This window comes from Pedobacter sp. MR2016-19 (assembly GCF_014947265.1).
GTDB lineage: Bacteria > Bacteroidota > Bacteroidia > Sphingobacteriales > Sphingobacteriaceae > Pedobacter.
The window spans coordinates 424171-442212 of the sequence record NZ_JADCNK010000002.1 but is presented as its reverse complement, the minus strand read 5'-3'; the positions used below and the strand labels follow the sequence as shown (position 1 = coordinate 442212).

13 protein-coding genes are annotated in these 18042 nt (G+C 38.2%); 2 read left to right on the top strand and 11 right to left on the bottom strand.

What is annotated here, in order from left to right:
• Positions 1-208 precede the first annotated feature (208 nt).
• Positions 209-1399: a hypothetical protein gene (locus IM793_RS04210; RefSeq protein ID WP_193419873.1), complete on the bottom strand. Its 1191-nt coding sequence runs from the start codon at positions 1397-1399 to the stop codon at positions 209-211.
• Between the two features lie 1142 nt (positions 1400-2541).
• Between IM793_RS04210 and IM793_RS04205 the strand changes: the two genes are divergently transcribed.
• Together IM793_RS04205 and IM793_RS04200 are read left to right on the top strand one after the other, a co-directional pair.
• Positions 2542-3123 carry a thymidine kinase gene (locus IM793_RS04205; RefSeq protein ID WP_121282468.1) on the top strand — a complete coding sequence of 194 codons (582 nt, stop codon included), beginning with the start codon at positions 2542-2544 and terminating at the stop codon, positions 3121-3123.
• A 127-nt stretch (positions 3124-3250) separates the two neighbouring features.
• Complete coding sequence (locus IM793_RS04200; RefSeq protein ID WP_193419872.1) at positions 3251-4072, top strand: SDR family oxidoreductase; 822 nt, start codon at positions 3251-3253, stop codon at positions 4070-4072.
• A 431-nt stretch (positions 4073-4503) separates the two neighbouring features.
• Here IM793_RS04200 and IM793_RS04195 read toward each other — a convergent pair whose 3' ends face one another.
• The 10 genes from IM793_RS04195 to IM793_RS04150 form a co-directional block, all read right to left on the bottom strand.
• Complete coding sequence (locus IM793_RS04195) at positions 4504-7890, bottom strand: DEAD/DEAH box helicase (RefSeq protein ID WP_193419871.1); 3387 nt, start codon at positions 7888-7890, stop codon at positions 4504-4506.
• 24 nt (positions 7891-7914) lie between these two features.
• On the bottom strand, positions 7915-8220 hold the full coding sequence (locus IM793_RS04190) for a helix-turn-helix domain-containing protein (protein ID WP_029277050.1): 306 nt from the start codon (positions 8218-8220) through the stop codon (positions 7915-7917).
• Complete coding sequence (locus IM793_RS04185; RefSeq protein ID WP_193419870.1) at positions 8201-8554, bottom strand: type II toxin-antitoxin system RelE/ParE family toxin; 354 nt, start codon at positions 8552-8554, stop codon at positions 8201-8203. Before IM793_RS04185 ends, IM793_RS04190 begins: the two co-directional genes overlap by 20 nt.
• A gap of 159 nt (positions 8555-8713) precedes the next feature.
• Positions 8714-9745, bottom strand: a complete 1032-nt coding sequence (locus tag IM793_RS04180) for a GntR family transcriptional regulator (protein ID WP_193419869.1) — start codon at positions 9743-9745, stop codon at positions 8714-8716.
• A 42-nt stretch (positions 9746-9787) separates the two neighbouring features.
• Positions 9788-11173, bottom strand: a complete 1386-nt coding sequence (locus IM793_RS04175) for an FGGY-family carbohydrate kinase (RefSeq protein WP_193419868.1) — start codon at positions 11171-11173, stop codon at positions 9788-9790.
• Between the two features lie 15 nt (positions 11174-11188).
• A complete protein-coding gene (locus IM793_RS04170; protein WP_193419867.1) occupies positions 11189-12469 on the bottom strand; it encodes a sugar isomerase in 1281 nt (426 codons plus the stop codon).
• A gap of 332 nt (positions 12470-12801) precedes the next feature.
• Positions 12802-14922, bottom strand: coding sequence for a bifunctional aldolase/short-chain dehydrogenase (locus IM793_RS04165; protein WP_193419866.1), 2121 nt, complete (start codon positions 14920-14922; stop codon positions 12802-12804).
• A gap of 28 nt (positions 14923-14950) precedes the next feature.
• Entirely contained in the window at positions 14951-16045 is a 1095-nt protein-coding gene (gene rhaT, locus IM793_RS04160; protein ID WP_193419865.1) for an L-rhamnose/proton symporter RhaT, read from the bottom strand.
• A 404-nt stretch (positions 16046-16449) separates the two neighbouring features.
• Entirely contained in the window at positions 16450-17301 is an 852-nt protein-coding gene (locus IM793_RS04155; RefSeq protein ID WP_193419864.1) for an alpha/beta fold hydrolase, read from the bottom strand.
• Between the two features lie 18 nt (positions 17302-17319).
• Positions 17320-17787 carry a nucleoside triphosphate pyrophosphohydrolase family protein gene (locus IM793_RS04150; protein ID WP_057932530.1) on the bottom strand — a complete coding sequence of 156 codons (468 nt, stop codon included), beginning with the start codon at positions 17785-17787 and terminating at the stop codon, positions 17320-17322.
• Positions 17788-18042 lie beyond the last annotated feature (255 nt).

The window sequence follows — 18042 nt, the reverse complement described above, 5'->3', positions numbered from 1 at the left end:
CGATGCCCTTGCGTAACGCCATCCTGAATTTATTTCAGAACCTAACGAGTGATTCTGAATAGACTTTTTAAGGCATTACAAATGCCAATCTCATGCATCCTCGTTACAAACGAGGACGATGCATAATGGATACTGAAACAAGTTCAGTATGACGACAGCATAAGGTAACACCATTCGCCAAAACGCCAAACACTTATCGCCCTCCGCCCTACTTACTAAACCTTCTATTAAGCAACTCATAAAACTGATCAACGGTTGCTTGTTTGTTAGCCCAGTTATTTTTCGCTGCATAATTATGCTGCAGGTAACTATCTGCTGCTTCGAAGCTGTTCATCTTATTAATGATATCAATTACTTCCGAATAGGCCAGATTATATCCATTAAAAAGATCTTTGATAAAAAGTAACTTCTCATTTAAATTAATCGCCTGTTTTAAATCGGCGATAGGAGCTTTAACAGGCTCATTATTATGGCTGTTTGTTTTGGCCAATAAGTCGTTTAAACTTGGGGCAGGCTTAGCTGCTTCGGGTTGTGGAGCTGGTTTTACAGGAACTGCTTCAGGCGTAAATAAAGGCCGCTCACGCTCAACAGGCGGCGAAATAATTGGTTCATCCAGTTTCACATCCTTCAGTGCCTCAATAGGCTGATTAGCAGCTACCGGCCTATGTTCTTCTATTTTAGCCGCTACAACAGGTGCCTCACCCGCAATTATTTCAGGCGCTTCTTCTTCGTGTGGAATTAAAAAAGGTTCAGGACCAATTTCATCTTCTTCAGTTGGCAGAGGCTCTTCCTGGATAGCTAAAGCATCTTCCTTCTCGTGAATAATTTTTTTACGCGCTAAAATCTCTGCTTCTTCTTTGCTTAAAGGACGATCGAAAATTTCTTCGACAGATTTTGCTTCATAATCGAACTGATCATTTTCATCATGTGTACCCAGTACAAACTCAAAAGTATGGTCGTCCTGGTCGGGTTTAAAGAAATCTTTATCCAAAATCGAATCCGCTTTTTCTTCTTCAATCCTTTCATCGTCCAGTAGCTCCTGTTCAGGCTTTACATCCACACGTTCTTCCTCTTCCTCGGCTGTTACTACTTCTTCCAGTTCCTGCGGATCGAAACACTCATCATCTGCTGCATAATTTTTTTCAGCTTCTGGCAGTATAATGGTATTCTGTTCGGCCAACAATGTATGGTTTCCGGCTTCAGCTGGCTTATGTTCTGTTGTGGCATTTAACTTTTTGACGATATTAACATGATCAGAAAGGAAATTGGCATTAGCGAGAAAAAGCTCAAGTTCCAAATCATTTAATTGTTGAGGATTTTGAGCTAAAAACTGATATTGCTCATTTAATTCTGTTAAAATGCTGCCGATCTTTCTAAAAATATCCTGTTGGTTCATCATAAAATTAAAACGAAATTTTAGTCGATTTATGTTGGTAACTATGTGTTCAAAAATAACACATAATTCTCATACTTAATTTTAATTATCGGAATTCCAAAAACTTAATTTAAACCTACCTAGAACAACATTTATATTTTAAATTTTCGTGATTTTACACTTTTTTGGGTGATTTTGTCACTTTTAAATTCCTTATTTTTGCTAAAATACTATTATTTAGAACACAACTTAATAAATAAGTTCTAACAAAAAATAATCTTCTAGGAATGATAAAATGGTGATGATTTTAATTCTGACACACTTTTATGGAGGCAGGCTGAAGATTATTGTGGCTTAGATTTGATTACCTTCTTTTTATTAAACTTCATTATAATAAGGTTTGTTAGACTCAGAAAAAATATAATTTCTACGACAAAATTCAAAGACTCACAAATATCAACTGATTTTTGTCTTTCTTCATTAAATTGCACATTAGGTCTTATATAAACGTATTCTGAACGAGATTGGTTATTTATTTTCTTATGAGAACTTAAACTCTTATTATCAATTTCAGAAATCTTGTTATAGTGATAATAGTAATATCCAACTATACAGAGCATGGTAATAATTAAAAATACACCAATGATTTTATGGTTTTTGGTATTCATTAGATTAGCGTCATGTAAATAACTTCCTTTAATTTAATTTCTAAATCTTTATTTAGTCTTTATTCAAAATCTGTTAATAAAAGAACCGACATTGCCACTAAATCATATTCACGAAATTATGTATTTTTACTAAATTTATTATCAAACAAAAACAACCATGCTCTCAACAATTTCTGCAATAATGCTTGGTATACCCGAAATTTTAGTACTCTTACTCGGTATATTGATTTTCTGGTCGGTAGCCAATTTTGGAAAAAATACTTCTTTAGGTTTTTGGGGTTCACTCTTACTGGCGATATTCACAACCCCTGTTATTGCCTTTTTTATTATTTTAATTTTTTTCAGAAAACGATAACAACCAAATATAAAGGAAGTTTGTAAAGATGATTAAGTTAAAAAAGTTATTAGTCATTATTTTTGACCTTTTTGACTACAAAATTCTCATATTTGTTCGTTTTAAAAATTATAGAACGGATATAGGGGAATAAAAAAACAGGCATGTTATTTAGCGAACAAAATTTTAGGAGAAGGGGCGAATTTTCAGGAAGTATAGAAGTAGTATGTGGCTCTATGTTTTCCGGTAAAACGGAAGAACTAATCCGCAGGTTAAAAAGAGCCCAGATTGCTAAACTAAATGTCGAAATTTTTAAACCCCGCACCGATACGCGCTACCATGAAACTGCCGTGGTTTCGCATGATTTAAATTCAATAAACTCTACCCCTGTTGATAGCGCTTCGGCCATTTTATTACTAGGCACCAATACACAGGTGGTGGGTATAGATGAGGCTCAGTTTTTTGACAATGAACTACCTGACGTTTGCAATAAACTAGCTCTTAGGGGCATCCGCGTTATTGTTGCCGGCCTGGATATGGATTTTACAGGTAAACCTTTTGGACCGATGCCAGCCCTAATGGCCATTGCCGAGCATGTTACCAAGGTAAATGCGGTTTGTGTTTGTTGTGGTAACCCCGCCTTGTATAGTTACCGAACTGTTGCTGATGAAGCTACGGTTTTGTTGGGCGAAAAGGAAAGTTATGAGCCACGTTGCAGGGCCTGTTATAATCTGGACAAGGGATAGCCATAATTGATTAATCTGTATAAAGGCTAATATTTTTTGATATTGTTTATATGCAAACCATTTATCAAAAGCAGAATTGACACGAATCAGGGCAAATTATAAAGCCAACTATTTATCTTTAGGGCAAATGATTCAATATAATACGACACATAAAAACAGCATTAAAACCATATCGATTTTGGGTTGTGGCTGGTTTGGTCTGGCATTTGCCCGAAAACTGATTCAATTGTCTTATGAGGTTAAAGGCTCTACCACAACTCCTGAAAAGTTATCAAAACTTTCAGCGGAAGGTATTCAGCCGTTTCTGATCAATTTTACGGCTGATCAGGTTTCAGCAGATCCTGATTTTTTTGATGCAGATGTATTGTTTATCTGCATTCCACCAAGACGTAATTCGACTGAACTTCTTGATTATCCTCAAAAGATTAACTCAATTTTAGCAGCCGCAAAAGATAAATCAAAACACGTGGTGTTGATCAGTTCAACGAGTGTTTATGCGGATGAAAACAAAACAGTAAATGAAACCAGCGAAACACATCCCGATACAGATTCGGGAAAAGTCGTGCTAGCTGCCGAAATACGATTTAAGGAACTGTTTCCAGAAAACTGCACAGTGATCCGTTTTGCGGGATTAATTGGTCCTGACCGCAACCCAGGTAGATTTTTTGCCGGAAAAAGTAATGTACCGAACGGTTTAGCCCCAGTAAACCTGATTCATCAAACAGATGCTGTAGGGATTGCGGTTAAACTTTTGGAAAAACAGGCATTTGGCAGAACGTATAATGCCTGCTCACCAAACCACCCTGCTAAAATGGAATTTTACACTCATGCAGCTAAATCTACAGGCCTTGCTGAACCCAATTTTATTGCAGAAAAAAAAGATTGGAAAATTGTAGAAAGTGTAAATGTACCTGAATTTTTGGGTTATGCGTTTGAGGTAGGGATTTAATTTATTGCTTCGTCATTGCGAGGAGGAACGACGAAGCAATCTCACTACTATGGGTTATAGATAGCGATCGCATTAAGATTGCTTCGTGCCTCGCAATGAAGAACCTACAATTAATTCAATAAGCCCAACAACTTGGACTCGGTGGTTAGTGGGCCATCAACCTTTTTCAAATGATAATAAATCTTCAGTCCTTCGACAGGCTACCACTGACTGACTCCAATAGAATGGTCGTCATCTCGACCGGAGCAACGCGAAGTGGAGAGATCTTTGCACTAAGTTATTGAAATCAAATTTAAAAGATTTCTCCACTGCGGTCGAAATGACGGTACTTCGAGACCATTCACTTTCTTTATCCATCTATCCATTCATATTGATTTATGCAATTAATTATCCTTCAGGATGACAATCCGAATGGATTTAGCGAACTTATATTAACTCAACAACCCCAGCAACTCTTTCTTGGTTAAATTCTTAAACAAACTACCTTCAGTCTGGATCAAATCCTTAACCAGATCTTTTTTGGTCGCCTGAAGTTTCATGATTTTTTCTTCAATCGTGTCAGGGCAGATTAAACGCACGGCCATTACATTTTTATGCTGGCCAATCCTATATGCTCTATCTATAGCTTGGTTTTCTACTGCAGGGTTCCACCACGGGTCGACCAGGTAAACATAATCGGCTTCGGTGAGGTTTAATCCGGTTCCACCAGCTTTTAAACTGATCAGAAAAACAGGAATGTCGGCATTCTCCTGAAACGAGGCAACTGCTTCAGCTCTTTTCCGCGTTTGTCCAGTGAGGTATTCATACCTGATCCCCTTGCTTTCCAATTGCTTTTTAATCAGATCGAGCATGGTAACAAATTGAGAAAAAACAAGAATTTTATGCTTGCCGGCCTTACTCCCGATCTGCTCCATCAACACCTCAATTTTTGAGGAAGCCTGCAAATACGATTTTCCATCAGCGAGTAAGGCAGCCGAATTGCAGATTTGCCTTAAGGAGGTAATACTTTTCAGCACGTGCATCGAACTTTTAGGCAGTTCATCTTCCTGTTTACCCAGAATAAAATCCTGAATTTCCTTTTTATTCGCTTCGTATACTTCCCGCTGTTCGGCTCCCATTTCACAATACAGTACTATTTCTGTTTTATCGGGAAGTTCTTTCGCCACCTGCTCTTTGGTTCTGCGCAGAATAAATGGTCTTATTTTTTTCTGAAGTTCCTCTGCCCTTCTGCTATCCTTAAACTGATCGATTGGCGTTGAATATAAATCGGCAAACTGCTGTTTACTGCCAAACAAACCCGGACAAGCGAACGACAATTGTCCATATAAATCAAAGGTATTGTTCTCTATCGGCGTTCCCGTCATGGTTACTTTATTTCGCGACTGCAACATTCGAACTGCTTTATAACGTTGCGATTCCGGATTTTTAATCAGTTGCGATTCATCTAAAAAGATATAATTAAAGCGATAATCTTTTAAGAAACGGATATCAGAAATCAGCGTTCCGTAAGAGGTTAAAATGATTTCAAAATCATCGAAAGTATCAGTCGTTTTGGTCCGTTGGCCAGCATAAATGGTTTTTACTTTTATAGATGGTGCAAATTTCTCTACTTCGGCCTTCCAGTTAAATATTAACGAAGCCGGCACCACCACCAGGTTTGTATTGTGTTTTACTTTTTCGCGCTGTGATAAAATAAAAGCCAAAACCTGAATGGTTTTGCCCAATCCCATATCATCGGCCAAACAAGAACCAAAGTTAAAATCATCCAAAAAGTTGAGCCAGTTTAAACCGTCTTTCTGGTAATGACGTAAAGTTGCGGTTAAACCTTTTGGTACCTCTACCTCCTGAATTGAGTTGGTTCCTTCAAATTTCTGCTTGTACAGTTTCAATTCGTTTTTTACATCACCATCCAATAAAGCATCTTCGTAAAGTTCGTTGATAGAAGCAAATTTAATTTTTGGTGTAAGAATGGCGTCTTCGGTTACTTCACCAGCACTAAAATAAGCAGCAAATTTTTCGATCCATTCATGTGGAAGTATGCCCTGAGTTCCATCATCAAGCGTTACAAACTTACTTTTGTTCCTGATCGATTTATGCAAATGTTTCAATGCAACCTGTTGTTTGCCAAACTTTACTTTCACTTTGGTTTCAAACCAATCTGTTCCACTCAATACCTCAATATTGATTTTGGCCTGAAATTCACTCAATTTGTTGTTTTTGAGCTGGTTGAAGCCTAAAATATGAATTCCTTTATTTCGCCATACGTCAAAAGCATCAAGGAACCAGGCTTCTTCCAGAAACCTTTTGCGGTGCAAATAAAAAGAATCGTTGGTTTCCTGATCATAGAAATAAGGGTGCTGTCTCAAAACGTTCCCAATAAACTGCAGTTCGGCATCTTCATCACGATGCAATGTAAAGAGATTGCCCAGTTTATCTTGCGCCTGGATTTTCTTTTTAGACAGCACAGGTATTTCCAGGCTCCCATAACGCATCACGGGTGTAAGGAGAATATAATCTTCTGATTCTGAAAGATAGATCAACTGTTCATTTTCGAGATCGAAACCTTTTTCTTCGATCTGTATTTTGGTAGCTGGTTTTAAATAAGAATAATCCACATGAATACTTCCTTCTAAAGGCACCAGAATAACTTTTTGAAACTCCGGATATTTGGTTTTATGCAGGATTAACCTGTTGCTCTGCTTTTTGAAAAAACCAATTACGCGTAGAAAATCCAGCCGGCCAATTAAATAAAGCTGATTGTTAAGTTTAACAAAATACTGATGTACCAATACCAGGTTATCCAGTTCGTATGATTTCCCTTCGATGATCAGCCGCCCCGTAATTTCATAATAATCATCGCGCTGGTTTACAGAAAGACGCAGATCTACCTCCAGCAAATGTGCATTAACCGCGGTAATGGTGGAGGCTTGAATGGCTCCAGACTGTTTACTATCCTGCAGGTAAAAAGGGATCTGTTGAGGATTTTTAACGATTGCTTTTAAGGCTTGAATTTCTACCTCGCTTTGATCATTATTGTAATTCTGCTGAAAAGTGGTAATACCACTATAAAATTTTACCTGATCGTTATCATTTGTTTTAAAAAGCAAATCAGCCGGATTGATTCCCTTGATAGGATTTTTAACCTTGCCACTTTTAGTGGTTTCGGCTTCAAATAATTCGACCGTTAAATTGTTGTAATAGCGATGTTGCCCAAAAACCAGGATCATTTTACCTGGGTCGTTTTTAGCCTGTACTTTTATTTTGACTTTAGCTGCCGGAAGTAAAAGTTCCTGTAAATTTTGCTGGACTTCTTTATTAAATGGCTGGAGGGCGTCCATTTTTGGGTGGATAGCTACCTGGCCGTTTTCGTAGCGGAGATTAAAAAGAAGATCAAGATTCTCTTCTTTTTCCAATCCATAATCGATCGCAATTTTGGCAAGCTTTTGTTTCCGCAGGTTACTGTCGAAAAAAATGAGCAAATCTTGCCGTCGCAGGATATTGTATAAAACTCTCGCCTGATGCTCACACAATTTATGCTTGGGTGTAGTGCAACGGCAAGAAAGTTTTACGGAGTTTGAGTGCTGCTGAACCTGAACAATTGGAAAAGATAATCCGGAAGCTTCATCGCTAAAAGCTGCAAAATCGATTTCAATCTGTTCTGGAAATAACTGATAAAAGCCTTTAACATCAGTATGAATGAGTCCGCTTAAATGTTTGAGGATAACAATCTGGCTCAGATTTTTCAGGTTAAAATCCTTTAAGATATAATCGTAAGGATTTTGTTCTGATACTGGATGCGCGGTTACCTGATCACTCATTTAAACTATAATAGGGTATTTGTTTTATAAACTCACGTTTAGGTTTAAGTGTCCACCTAACCCAACTTTAATAATCCTCATTAAAGTTGAAAGTCTAATGTCGCTTGCATTATTCTCAATTCTAGAAATGTAGGTTTTTGTAGTACCGCATTTTTCAGCAAGTTGCTCTTGCGTCATCCCCTTTTCTTTCCGGAGTTCTTGAAGCATGGCTCCTAGCTTAAAACTTTCAAACTCTTGTTCGTAAACCTCTCTTTCTTCAGTTCCACGTTTGCCATACTCGCTATCCAAATGATCAGCAAATGATGTCAGTTTATTTTTTGTCTTTTCCATCGAAATATTTCTTTTTAAGTTTTTCAGCCAGCTCAATTTCGTTTTTAGGTGTTTTTTGCGTTTTCTTTTGGAAACCATTTACAAGGATGATCAGTTGTCCCTTATCGAAAAAACTAAATACCCGAAAAATATCTGAACCAACTTCAACCCTAATTTCAAAAAGCCCTGAAGAACCTGTAAGGTGTTTAAAGTATTTTTCAGGAACTTTTTCAAGTGTAGCGATTAATTGTAACGTCCAATTGAATTTTTTCTTTACGTTGGGTTTGAGCTGTTCGTAAAAATCCAAATAGTATTCTTCAAAGTAGAAAATGTCTCTGATAAATTCTTTGTTCATTAACCAATTTTAAGCTAAACAAAGTTAGCTAATTAGATAACAAATTCCAAACTAACATGATTACACACCTCGCGACTAAAAGATATACTGTAGTAGATCATTTTATAATCATTACCACTAGAAGTCGGCTACGCTCGAAATGACGAATCCGGCTCTTTACTACAACGATTTACGCAAGTTCAAATAAAAAGGCACTGCTATCTTTTCAGTTTTTCCGTTAAGGATAAATTCAGCAGCCTGTGCACCTAGTTCGCTAAAATCAGTAGAGATGGTAGTAATCCCATCCAAAATAATTCTTTTTAAAGGTGTTTCGTTATATGAAATTACGCCAACATCCTTCCCGATTTTAAGTTTTTGGGCAATTAAGCGTTCAATCAGTATCACCAGGTCATCTTCCATGAGGTTAATGTACACTTCACCTGGATTAATTTCCTCATCTTTAATGTTGTGGATTACCTTATGATCAAAAGCATATTGCTGGCAGAACCTGTAAAAACCGGTTAGTATTTCATGAGGGAAATAACTGTTCTTTGGGAAAATGATTTTCAGGGTGCGGTAATGTGAAAGGCGTTCTAAAGCCTGCTCTAAAGCTGCATAAATATCCTGCGCAAAGTTTTCATAAGCCGCAGCATAATCGCCGGTTACCCCTGGCAGCAATTTATCAAGAATAACCAGTTTTTCTTTTGGGATGGTATTGATAATTTCATGTGCATTTTCTCCCCCTTCTAAAAAATGTGGAATAATTACAAAGTGCGAATAATCGTCGCGCTTGGCCACAATCATTTTTTTAAAGAGTGCAAAATCGTTATTGTAGATATAAAAATCAATCGCAGCACGTTCTCCCAAGGTTTTAGTGAAGGAATCGTAAATGATCTTTTTATGTGTACTGAGTTTATTAAAAAGCAAACAAACTTTCAGTTTCCGCGAAAAATCGGTATTGATAATAAAATAGCCCTTGCCAGGCACAGAATCAACCACCCCTAATTTCCGGAGATTACGGTAACCTTTTTCGGCAGTATCTCTCGACATCTCCAGGCTGAAACTCAGCTCATTTATAGAAGGCAACAAACTATTTTTCAGAAGTTTACCGCTTTCAATAGCCGCCAAAATGGCATTTGTTAGCTGCTTGTATTTTGGCGTCGAAGAATACTCGTCGACGTTAAGATAGGGGATTAAATCTTCTGGTTTCAAATTGACTATATTGATGTAGGAAATTCTAATATACGGAAATCCCTAAAAATCTATGGTTCGTTGTATTGCAGAATAGTATTTTAGCTGGATCATATCCGTTGGTGCTGGGTTTTCGTTCCAGGCATCATTTATTGCCAAAGCTGTACCTATTGCCGTAGCTTGCGAAACTGAAGAAGCATAAACCTCTATATCTGGAATAGAAATCGCTAACAGATGCATATAAATTGCATTTTTTCCGAAACCACCATCTACAAAAATTCTTTTCACACCTGCGTTTAAAATCAATTTTAACGAATAAATCTGCTGTTTGATCAGATCAAAAATCAGTTGATGATAGGCTTCTTCTGCCGTTTGAAAGAGGTTCAAATCGCGATCAGGAAAAGCTGAGCCTGCTGAAAAACCCTGTTGTTCCTGTTGGTTTTCGGGTATTTTATTGGCCAGTTTTAAAATCATTGCAGGGTTAAACTTCAAATGTTTAAACAGATAAGCCGCACGATCGAAATGTTCTGCAATCCGCTTAAGTTGTACTTCATGCTCGTAGCCTGCAAAAATCCGAGAAGCCTTAACCGCCTTACCTTTAAAGTGCATGTAACACAGGCAATCTTGTTTAAGTTCTTCAGCTGTTAATGGCTCCTGGTTAAAAGGATTTAAACTAATGCACCATGTTCCGGTTGAGATGAGTACAAATGGCGTATTAAAATTGGCCAGGTAAGGAATCAATGCTGCAGAACTATCGTGTAAACCTACTCCAACATTTACACTGCTACCTTCGAAATCGGTTTTCAGGCTGGAATCTGCAGGCGTAAATGCACCAAATTTCTGGTCGATTTTCTCGGTGGTAACCCAGCTGTGGTACTCACTTTTTTTAAAATCCCAAAGCTGGGTATGGCAACCAATACTGGTGATATCGGCCACGGCCTTACCTGTAATCAAATAACTCAAGTATTGAGGCAGGTGTAAAGCCCATTTCACCTTTTTAAATATTTCGGGTTTTTCGTGCTTTAGGCGGTACAATTGCATCCCCGAATTTAAGCTACCTAAAATTGGTGAAGCTGTTTCTAAGGAAATCTTCTCCTCGCCTCCATATTTTGAATAAAAAGCCTTTTTAAGCTCCTCGGGATATTCCTTTAAATAGTTATAAAGCGGTGTTAGTGGATTGCCATTTTCATCGAGATAAACAAAACTGGCACCATAAGTAGAAAAGTTTATGGCCTTAACATCGAACTCTTTTAACTGCAAAACCTGATTTAGGGAATCGTAAACGGATAAACGCAGGCTTTCCAGATTTTCGCATGGTTCGCCATCTTCATCAACTGTTTCTACAAAACGTGCAGACCGTTCGTAAACAATACTGTAATTTTCGTCGATCAAGAACAGTTTTTTATTTGTTTTCCCGACATCAAATATGGCAATAACAGGTTTAGGCATTTTCTATTTCTCTATTTACAAACCTGTGGCAACAGTATTTCCGCGGTGATTAACTAACTTGTTTCTAACCTCTAAACCGCGGTATAATGCGATTGGTGATAAGGCCGCTCCAGCTCTCAATCTCGCCTCAGCTACTAAAGCCCTTAAATCGCTCCGGAAAGTATTTTGCAAAATTTCCTGTGCTTTTGCCACGTCGTTATTGTTCTGAGCTTCGTTTAATGCTTTTCGATCAACCAATAAAGCCTGTGCATAAGCAATCATAATGGCTTCAACAGATTGCAATAAATCCTCTAACGGATCTTTCACATTGTGTGAAGCATCGATCATCCAACCCAAATCTTTTACATGGTTCATACCTTTTGCATCCATCCCTTCTACCAACTCATTAAAAATCAGGAATAATTGGTAAGGTTTAATGCTTCCGGCAGTTAAATCATCATCACCATATTTAGAATCGTTGAAGTGGAAACCACCCAATTTCCCTTCCATTAACAATAAAGCCACAATCTGCTCAATGTTTGCATTTGGCAAATGATGACCTAAATCGACCAAGGTATAGGCTTTTTTACCCAATTTACTGGCGTATAATAGTGATTGTCCCCAATCTCCAACCGTAGTCGAGTAAAAATTAGGTTCGAAAGCTTTGTACTCCACAAACATTTTCCAATCTTCCGGCAGTGCTGAATAGATCTCCTGAAGACTTTCAAAGGTATTCTCAAAGGCTTTACGAAAATTCAGCTGACCAGGGAAACAAGAACCATCGGCTAGCCAAACGGTTAATGCATCAGATCCTAACGCGATACCATGTTTAATTACTTCTATATTATGCTCAATGGCTTGCTTGCGGATATCTTTATTTACATTCTGCAATGAACCGAATTTATAACTATATGCAGCACCTTTCTGATCTTGAAAGGTATTTGAATTCATGGCGTCGAATTTTAAACCATAGCTAGATGCCAAAGTTTTTAACGCTTCTGCATTTTGAGGGATATCCCAGGGAATGTGAAGCGAAATTGCACCACTTGCACCATTTAGCGCATGAAGCAAACCAACATCTTCAATTTTTTCTTCAATATTACGCGGTTCACCACCAGTAATGGCAAAACGGCCAAAGCGTGTTCCACCTGTACCTAAAGCCCAGCTTGGAATGGCTATCTGAAAATCAACCAGTTTCTGGATTACGTTTTCCAGATCAACGTGAGACCAATCTTCTTTTAGAAATGAAAGTTTACGTTGATGCGAGGTTAAAAGGGAGTCGTTATGTTTTTCTATCTGCTTCTGCTCGATATTCATAAGAATATTTGGTTTATTAGGTTAATCATTGCGGCGAGATAATCGCCATTCTCGCTCATCCCCGTTTCAAACGAGGACGATTATAAAAAAATTAAAGTCATTTTCGATCTGCGCAAGGCACAGACCGATTAAACAACCTACTAAAACTCAATTTGTCCGCTTTAGTCCGTGTTTCCACAGACTACTTTTTTAGCCACAGATTTACACAGATAAACACGGATTTTGTATCTGTGGTTAATATTTTTAATTCGTTCTACTCCATGGTCTGTGTCCCCACGGACCACTAATCCAATTATACGTTTCCTTCTGTGAGCACACAGACCGAGGATAAGCTATCTTACAAATGCCATGGCTACTCCACCATCAACATTCAAAACATTTCCTGTTGATTTTTGCAACAAGCCACCTACAAAGGCGAAACAGGCATTGGCAATATCATCCGGTAATATGATCTGGTTCAATAAGGTGCGTTTGGCGTAATAAGCTGGCAACTCTGCAACGGTAATTCCATAAGCTTTTGCACGGCCTTCTGCCCAACCACCTGCCCAGATATTGCTATCGCTGATTACAGCATCAGGGTTAACCACATTTACACGGATATTATCGGCACCCAATTCTGCAGCATTTAACCTGCTCAAATGTAATTGAGCAGCTTTTGCACTGCCATAACCGGCATTATTCGGTCCACTTACCAGGGCGTTCTTACTTACAATATTAATGATATCGCCACCAATATTCTGCTTTTGCATCGTATTTGTTGCAGCCTGGGTAATAAAGAACTGACCTTTTACCAAAACATTATATAATAAATCCCAATCTTTTTCGGTGTGATCAGCAATGGTTTTAGAAATTGATAAACCTGCATTGTTAACAATAATATCTACCCCACCAAAAGCCAGGGCAGCAGCATCGAAAGCTTGTTTAATATCGTTTTCGCTGGTTACATCCAGAATTGCAGTGCTATAAGAATCCTTGCCATAAAGGTTTGCAAACTCTTTACCTGCTTCTTCCAAACGCCCGGCATTCATATCGTTTAAGATTACCACACCACCTTCTGCAACAAATTTCTTCGCAATTGCTTTACCGATGCCACCCGCACTACCTGTAATCAGGGCAATTTTTCCTGTTAAAGGTTTTGGTTTTGGCATACGCTGTAATTTCGCTTCTTCCAACAACCAGTATTCGATATTAAAAGCTTCCTGGTGTGGTAACGAAGTATATTCTGAAACGGCCTCAGCACCTTTCATTACGTTAATGGCATTAATATAGAATTCTGCTGCAACCCTTGCGGTCTGTTTATCTTTAGAGAAGGTAAACATGCCGATTCCAGGGTATAAAATAACCACTGGATTGGTATCCCGGATAGCCGGACTGTTTGGATGTTTACAAGCTTCATAATAAGCGGTGTACATTGCCCTATAGGCCTCGAAAGCAGGTTCTAATGTCTCTTTTAGCGCCTTAACATCTGATAAATCTGCATTACTTTCTAGTATTAAAACCAGCGGACTGATTTTAGTTCTCAAAAAGTGATCAGGACAACTGGTTCCCATTGGGGCCAAACGATCAAGATCATTAGAATTGATAAATTCCAACACCCGGCTGTCGTCGGTAAAATGACCGATCATGTGCTGTTTAGAAGAACATAAACCACGTAAAACGGGCGCTAAAGCAGCCGCCTGTTGTTTACGCTGATCTCCTGCTGCACTTTCAATCTTTTGTCCTCCAAAAACAGGGCCTTTTTTACCATAATTCTGGTTCAGGTATTCGGAACAGATTTCGATTACTTCTAAAGTATTCAGGTAACTTTCATAAGCCGTATCGCCCCAGGTAAATAAACCATGCGAGCCCAGCATAATACCACGGATACCCGGATTTTCATCTAAACATTGTTTTAATTGTAAACCCAGTTCAAAACCCGGTTTTTTCCATTCTACCCACCCAATGGTTCCTCCAAATAATTCTTCGGTAATTTTTTTACCGTCTTTAGCTGCCGCAATTGCAATGGCCGCATCGGGGTGAAGGTGATCGATATGCACAAATGGCAGGAAACCATGCAAAGGCGTATCGATTGATGGTGCTTTAGAACTTAAATCGAAAATGCAGTGGTTAAACAGTTCAACCATTTCATCCTCATGTTCTACCCCACGATAAATATTTTTCAAGCTACGTAAACGATCAACATATAATGCTGCGAGGCCACTTTTCTTTAAAGTACCTAAATCGCCGCCTGAACCTTTTACCCACATCACTTCGGTTTCTAAACCGGTAAGCGGATCTTTTTCCAATACTTTACACGAGGTATTTCCACCTCCATAATTGGTTAAGCGTAAGTCTGCACCCAATAAATTAGAGCGATAAATTAATAGGGCAACTTCATCTCCAGCCAGTTTTGCGGCTTCCTCTTCATCCCATAGATAGCTTACGTGCTTATAACTTTTCGTATCGATTGACATTCTTATATTCTATTTAAATTTTTATTTATTAACCTTTAATTGAATTACCATAACCCACAATAAGTACCGAAATGATGATGGTTAAAATACCCGCCAAAACAGTAATCAATGTTTTTCTTGATACACCTTTCCACTCTTTTAATACCAGCCCCCATATATTGGCGATGAGGATGATAAAGGCCATGTGCAGAATCCATGAACTGGCACCATTACCCATTTTGCTTTCACCCATACCGTAGAAAAAAAACTGCAAGAACCAGGTAGTACCTGCCAGGGCAGAAAAAATATAGTTTTTTAACAGCGGCGTTTTTGCATTGGTATAATCGCCAAATGTTTTGTTTCGGGCATTCAGTACCATACACCAGATAAAATTGGTAGTTAAACCTCCCCAAAGCACAATTACATAAGTAACGTTATTCTGGAATAAAAAATTACCGGTTTCAGCAGGATTTGCTGCTTTCCAGATGGCATTTGCTGCATCAGCCATTGGTTTTCCGGCTTCGATACCAAAATTGAAACAGGCGCTTAAAACACCCGAAACAATTCCTACAAATAAACCAAGTCCGAATTTATATTCGGTTTTTACCTCCATCCCGTGCGGATCGGTAATGCCAGATTTCATTTCCTTTTCTTTCATCATACCTGCTTTACCGCAGATGATAATTCCAACCACACAGACCAAAAGCCCCAGTAATACCATACGGCCCCAATCGGTATGCAGAAACATGGTAAAAGTATCTTTACCTGCCTGCGGAAAAAAATCGAAATAAATAGATGGCAGGATTGAACCCAAGACCATACAAAGCCCTAGAATGATACTACTCCCTAATGATACGCCCAGATAACGGACGCCTAAACCATAAGTTAAGCCGCCGATACCCCAAAGCACACCAAAAAAATAGGTTAACCATAAAATGCTACCGTTGGTACTGGTGATTATTGCCGTAAAATTTGGGATAGTTAAATAAGCGGCAAGTGGCGGAACGATTAACCAGGAGAAGATTCCTCCAACAATCCAGTAGCTTTCCCAAGCCCAGCCTTTAACTTTTTTGTATGGAATATAAAAGCTTCCAGAGGCAAAGCCACCGAAGAAATGAAATATTACGCCTAAAATTGCTTGCATGCTCTATTAATATATTTGGTTGCTCTAAAATAGAATATACAGTAATTTTAACTGTTATGCACTGTTATGGATGAGAGATGGAAGACGTAAAATGGATGATGGAATTAGGTCAGTCCGGAGACGGAGGTCGGAAGTTATAATGTAGAAAAAAGCGAGCTTTAGTGCATTTTCAGATTTTTGAGTGATGTAAGATGTTATCATCTGACACCTAGCAAATATCAAGTGAATAGTATTAGCGTTGTCAACTTTCTAGCGTATTTGCTATTAAAGTTGACAACGCTTCTCATGGAAAAAATATAGCTTCATTTTTTGTTTGACCACCTAAGCAACCTGAGAACACTTAAGATTTCCTAGTGATAATTTTTAGATATAGATTTCTCCACTGCGGTCGAAATGACGATCTCTTACAGCAATGACGATATTTTCTGCACAATATCTTCAATAACATCAGCGGATTTTAGGATTTTATAATGCCCCACATCTTCAAAAGATTTTGAGTTGATGGCAGGATATTTATCCAGGAATTCTTTAAGATAAGCATATGGAGATATGTGATCAGCAGGATCGAATGCCAGAAAATGATCAATCTCCGGACTTAGCTGATAAAGTTCGGTCAAGTTAAAGTGGCTGGCAGGAACAGGGAATTCTTGAGCAAAATTCGCAAAAAATATATCCTGATCTTTTGCTCCGATGCTTACCGAATCAAGGCTCTGTTCGAAGTTTTCTTTTAACCGGATTAATGGCGCAATGCTGATCAACAGATCCGGAGTTATTCCTAATTCCTGTAAAGCAATTACGTTGGCCATGCCACCAAGCGAATGTCCGATCAGCACATCAGGCTGCGCATAATTTAAGGAAATAGATTTTACCGAATCGGCATATAACATCAGGTTGGAAAATTCAGAGATTGAACTTCCGTTGCCTGGTGCATCAAAAGCGATAATTTCCAGGTCATCTATTTTCAGGAGTTCAATAATCAACTCATAAAAGTCTAAAGCTTTTGAAGCCCATCCATGCGTGAGTAAAACTTTACGTTTTCCATTTCCCCAGCTAAAACAGTTAATGGTTACGTTGGCATTGGTAAAATAGGTATCAAAAACCTGGAGACTAAACTGTTTTGATACAGCAATAAGTTGTTCCTGATGCAGGCGTAAAGGCATTTTGGGCGAGTAAAAAATAAACTCACGCATTAAAGCTACATCAGGATTTGCCTGTGTCAATTTCAGCTCGTTTCCAATCTGTTTTAGTCTTTTCAATTCGAGCTTATTTATGGGTTAAACCAAATGCGATTTTAAATCAGCCGGAGAATAATTGATCGATTTTAAAGTTTTATCGTCAGATTTCCTGAACACCAAAAATAATCCATCGATTTCTTTGTAATAAGATTCGGTCTGGTCTTTATCTAAGTAAAACTGGATCGTTTGCTCAGCTTCTTCAACAGTTTTGCAAGCTTTGCTCATATTAGAACGGTGGACTTCATCAAATAAAGTCTTAAATTTTCCTCCCAAACCAAACTCATGGATGGCACCAGCCAAAACATACTGCAGATCGCAAAGGGCATCAGCAACTTCTACCAGATCATCATTTTCTACAGCTTCCTGTAATTCTTTCAACTCTTCCGCTAAAAGCGAAATACGCAAATTAGCTCTCTGTTTTGAAGGAATAACCGGACTTTCTAAAATAGGATGTTTAAAGGTAGTGTGAAATTCTGCAACCTGGTTTAGCGAATTGGTTTCTTGCATGGTGATTTTTGATTTTAATCTTTTACGCAGCAAACTTAAAGAAAACAGAAGAAATATTGGGGAGAATTTATGCATAAGATTGTGTGCTAACTGGATTATTTAATTGTTGCATTGCTAATTGTTAACTGCAAATTACAAACCATTGAGATTAGTTAATTGAAAGATGAATCCCAACAATTGAACAATCTAACAATTCAACACTATTATATATACCTTAATTAACTACCTTTCTTCCCTTCCCTAACCACTTTAAAA

What these genes read in the sequence shown, in the direction of transcription:
- IM793_RS04175 (WP_193419868.1), bottom strand. Translation starts at nt 11,173, where the DNA reads ATGCCTAAACCTGTTATTGCCATATTTGATGTCGGGAAAACAAATAAA.
- IM793_RS04185 (WP_193419870.1), bottom strand. Translation starts at nt 8,554, where the DNA reads ATGAACAAAGAATTTATCAGAGACATTTTCTACTTTGAAGAATACTAT.
- IM793_RS04150 (WP_057932530.1), bottom strand. Translation starts at nt 17,787, where the DNA reads ATGCAAGAAACCAATTCGCTAAACCAGGTTGCAGAATTTCACACTACC.
- IM793_RS04195 (WP_193419871.1), bottom strand. Translation starts at nt 7,890, where the DNA reads ATGAGTGATCAGGTAACCGCGCATCCAGTATCAGAACAAAATCCTTAC.
- IM793_RS04190 (WP_029277050.1), bottom strand. Translation starts at nt 8,220, where the DNA reads ATGGAAAAGACAAAAAATAAACTGACATCATTTGCTGATCATTTGGAT.
- rhaT (WP_193419865.1), bottom strand. Translation starts at nt 16,045, where the DNA reads ATGCAAGCAATTTTAGGCGTAATATTTCATTTCTTCGGTGGCTTTGCC.
- IM793_RS04170 (WP_193419867.1), bottom strand. Translation starts at nt 12,469, where the DNA reads ATGAATATCGAGCAGAAGCAGATAGAAAAACATAACGACTCCCTTTTA.
- IM793_RS04205 (WP_121282468.1), top strand. Translation starts at nt 2,542, where the DNA reads ATGTTATTTAGCGAACAAAATTTTAGGAGAAGGGGCGAATTTTCAGGA.
- IM793_RS04200 (WP_193419872.1), top strand. Translation starts at nt 3,251, where the DNA reads ATGATTCAATATAATACGACACATAAAAACAGCATTAAAACCATATCG.
- IM793_RS04165 (WP_193419866.1), bottom strand. Translation starts at nt 14,922, where the DNA reads ATGTCAATCGATACGAAAAGTTATAAGCACGTAAGCTATCTATGGGAT.
- IM793_RS04210 (WP_193419873.1), bottom strand. Translation starts at nt 1,399, where the DNA reads ATGATGAACCAACAGGATATTTTTAGAAAGATCGGCAGCATTTTAACA.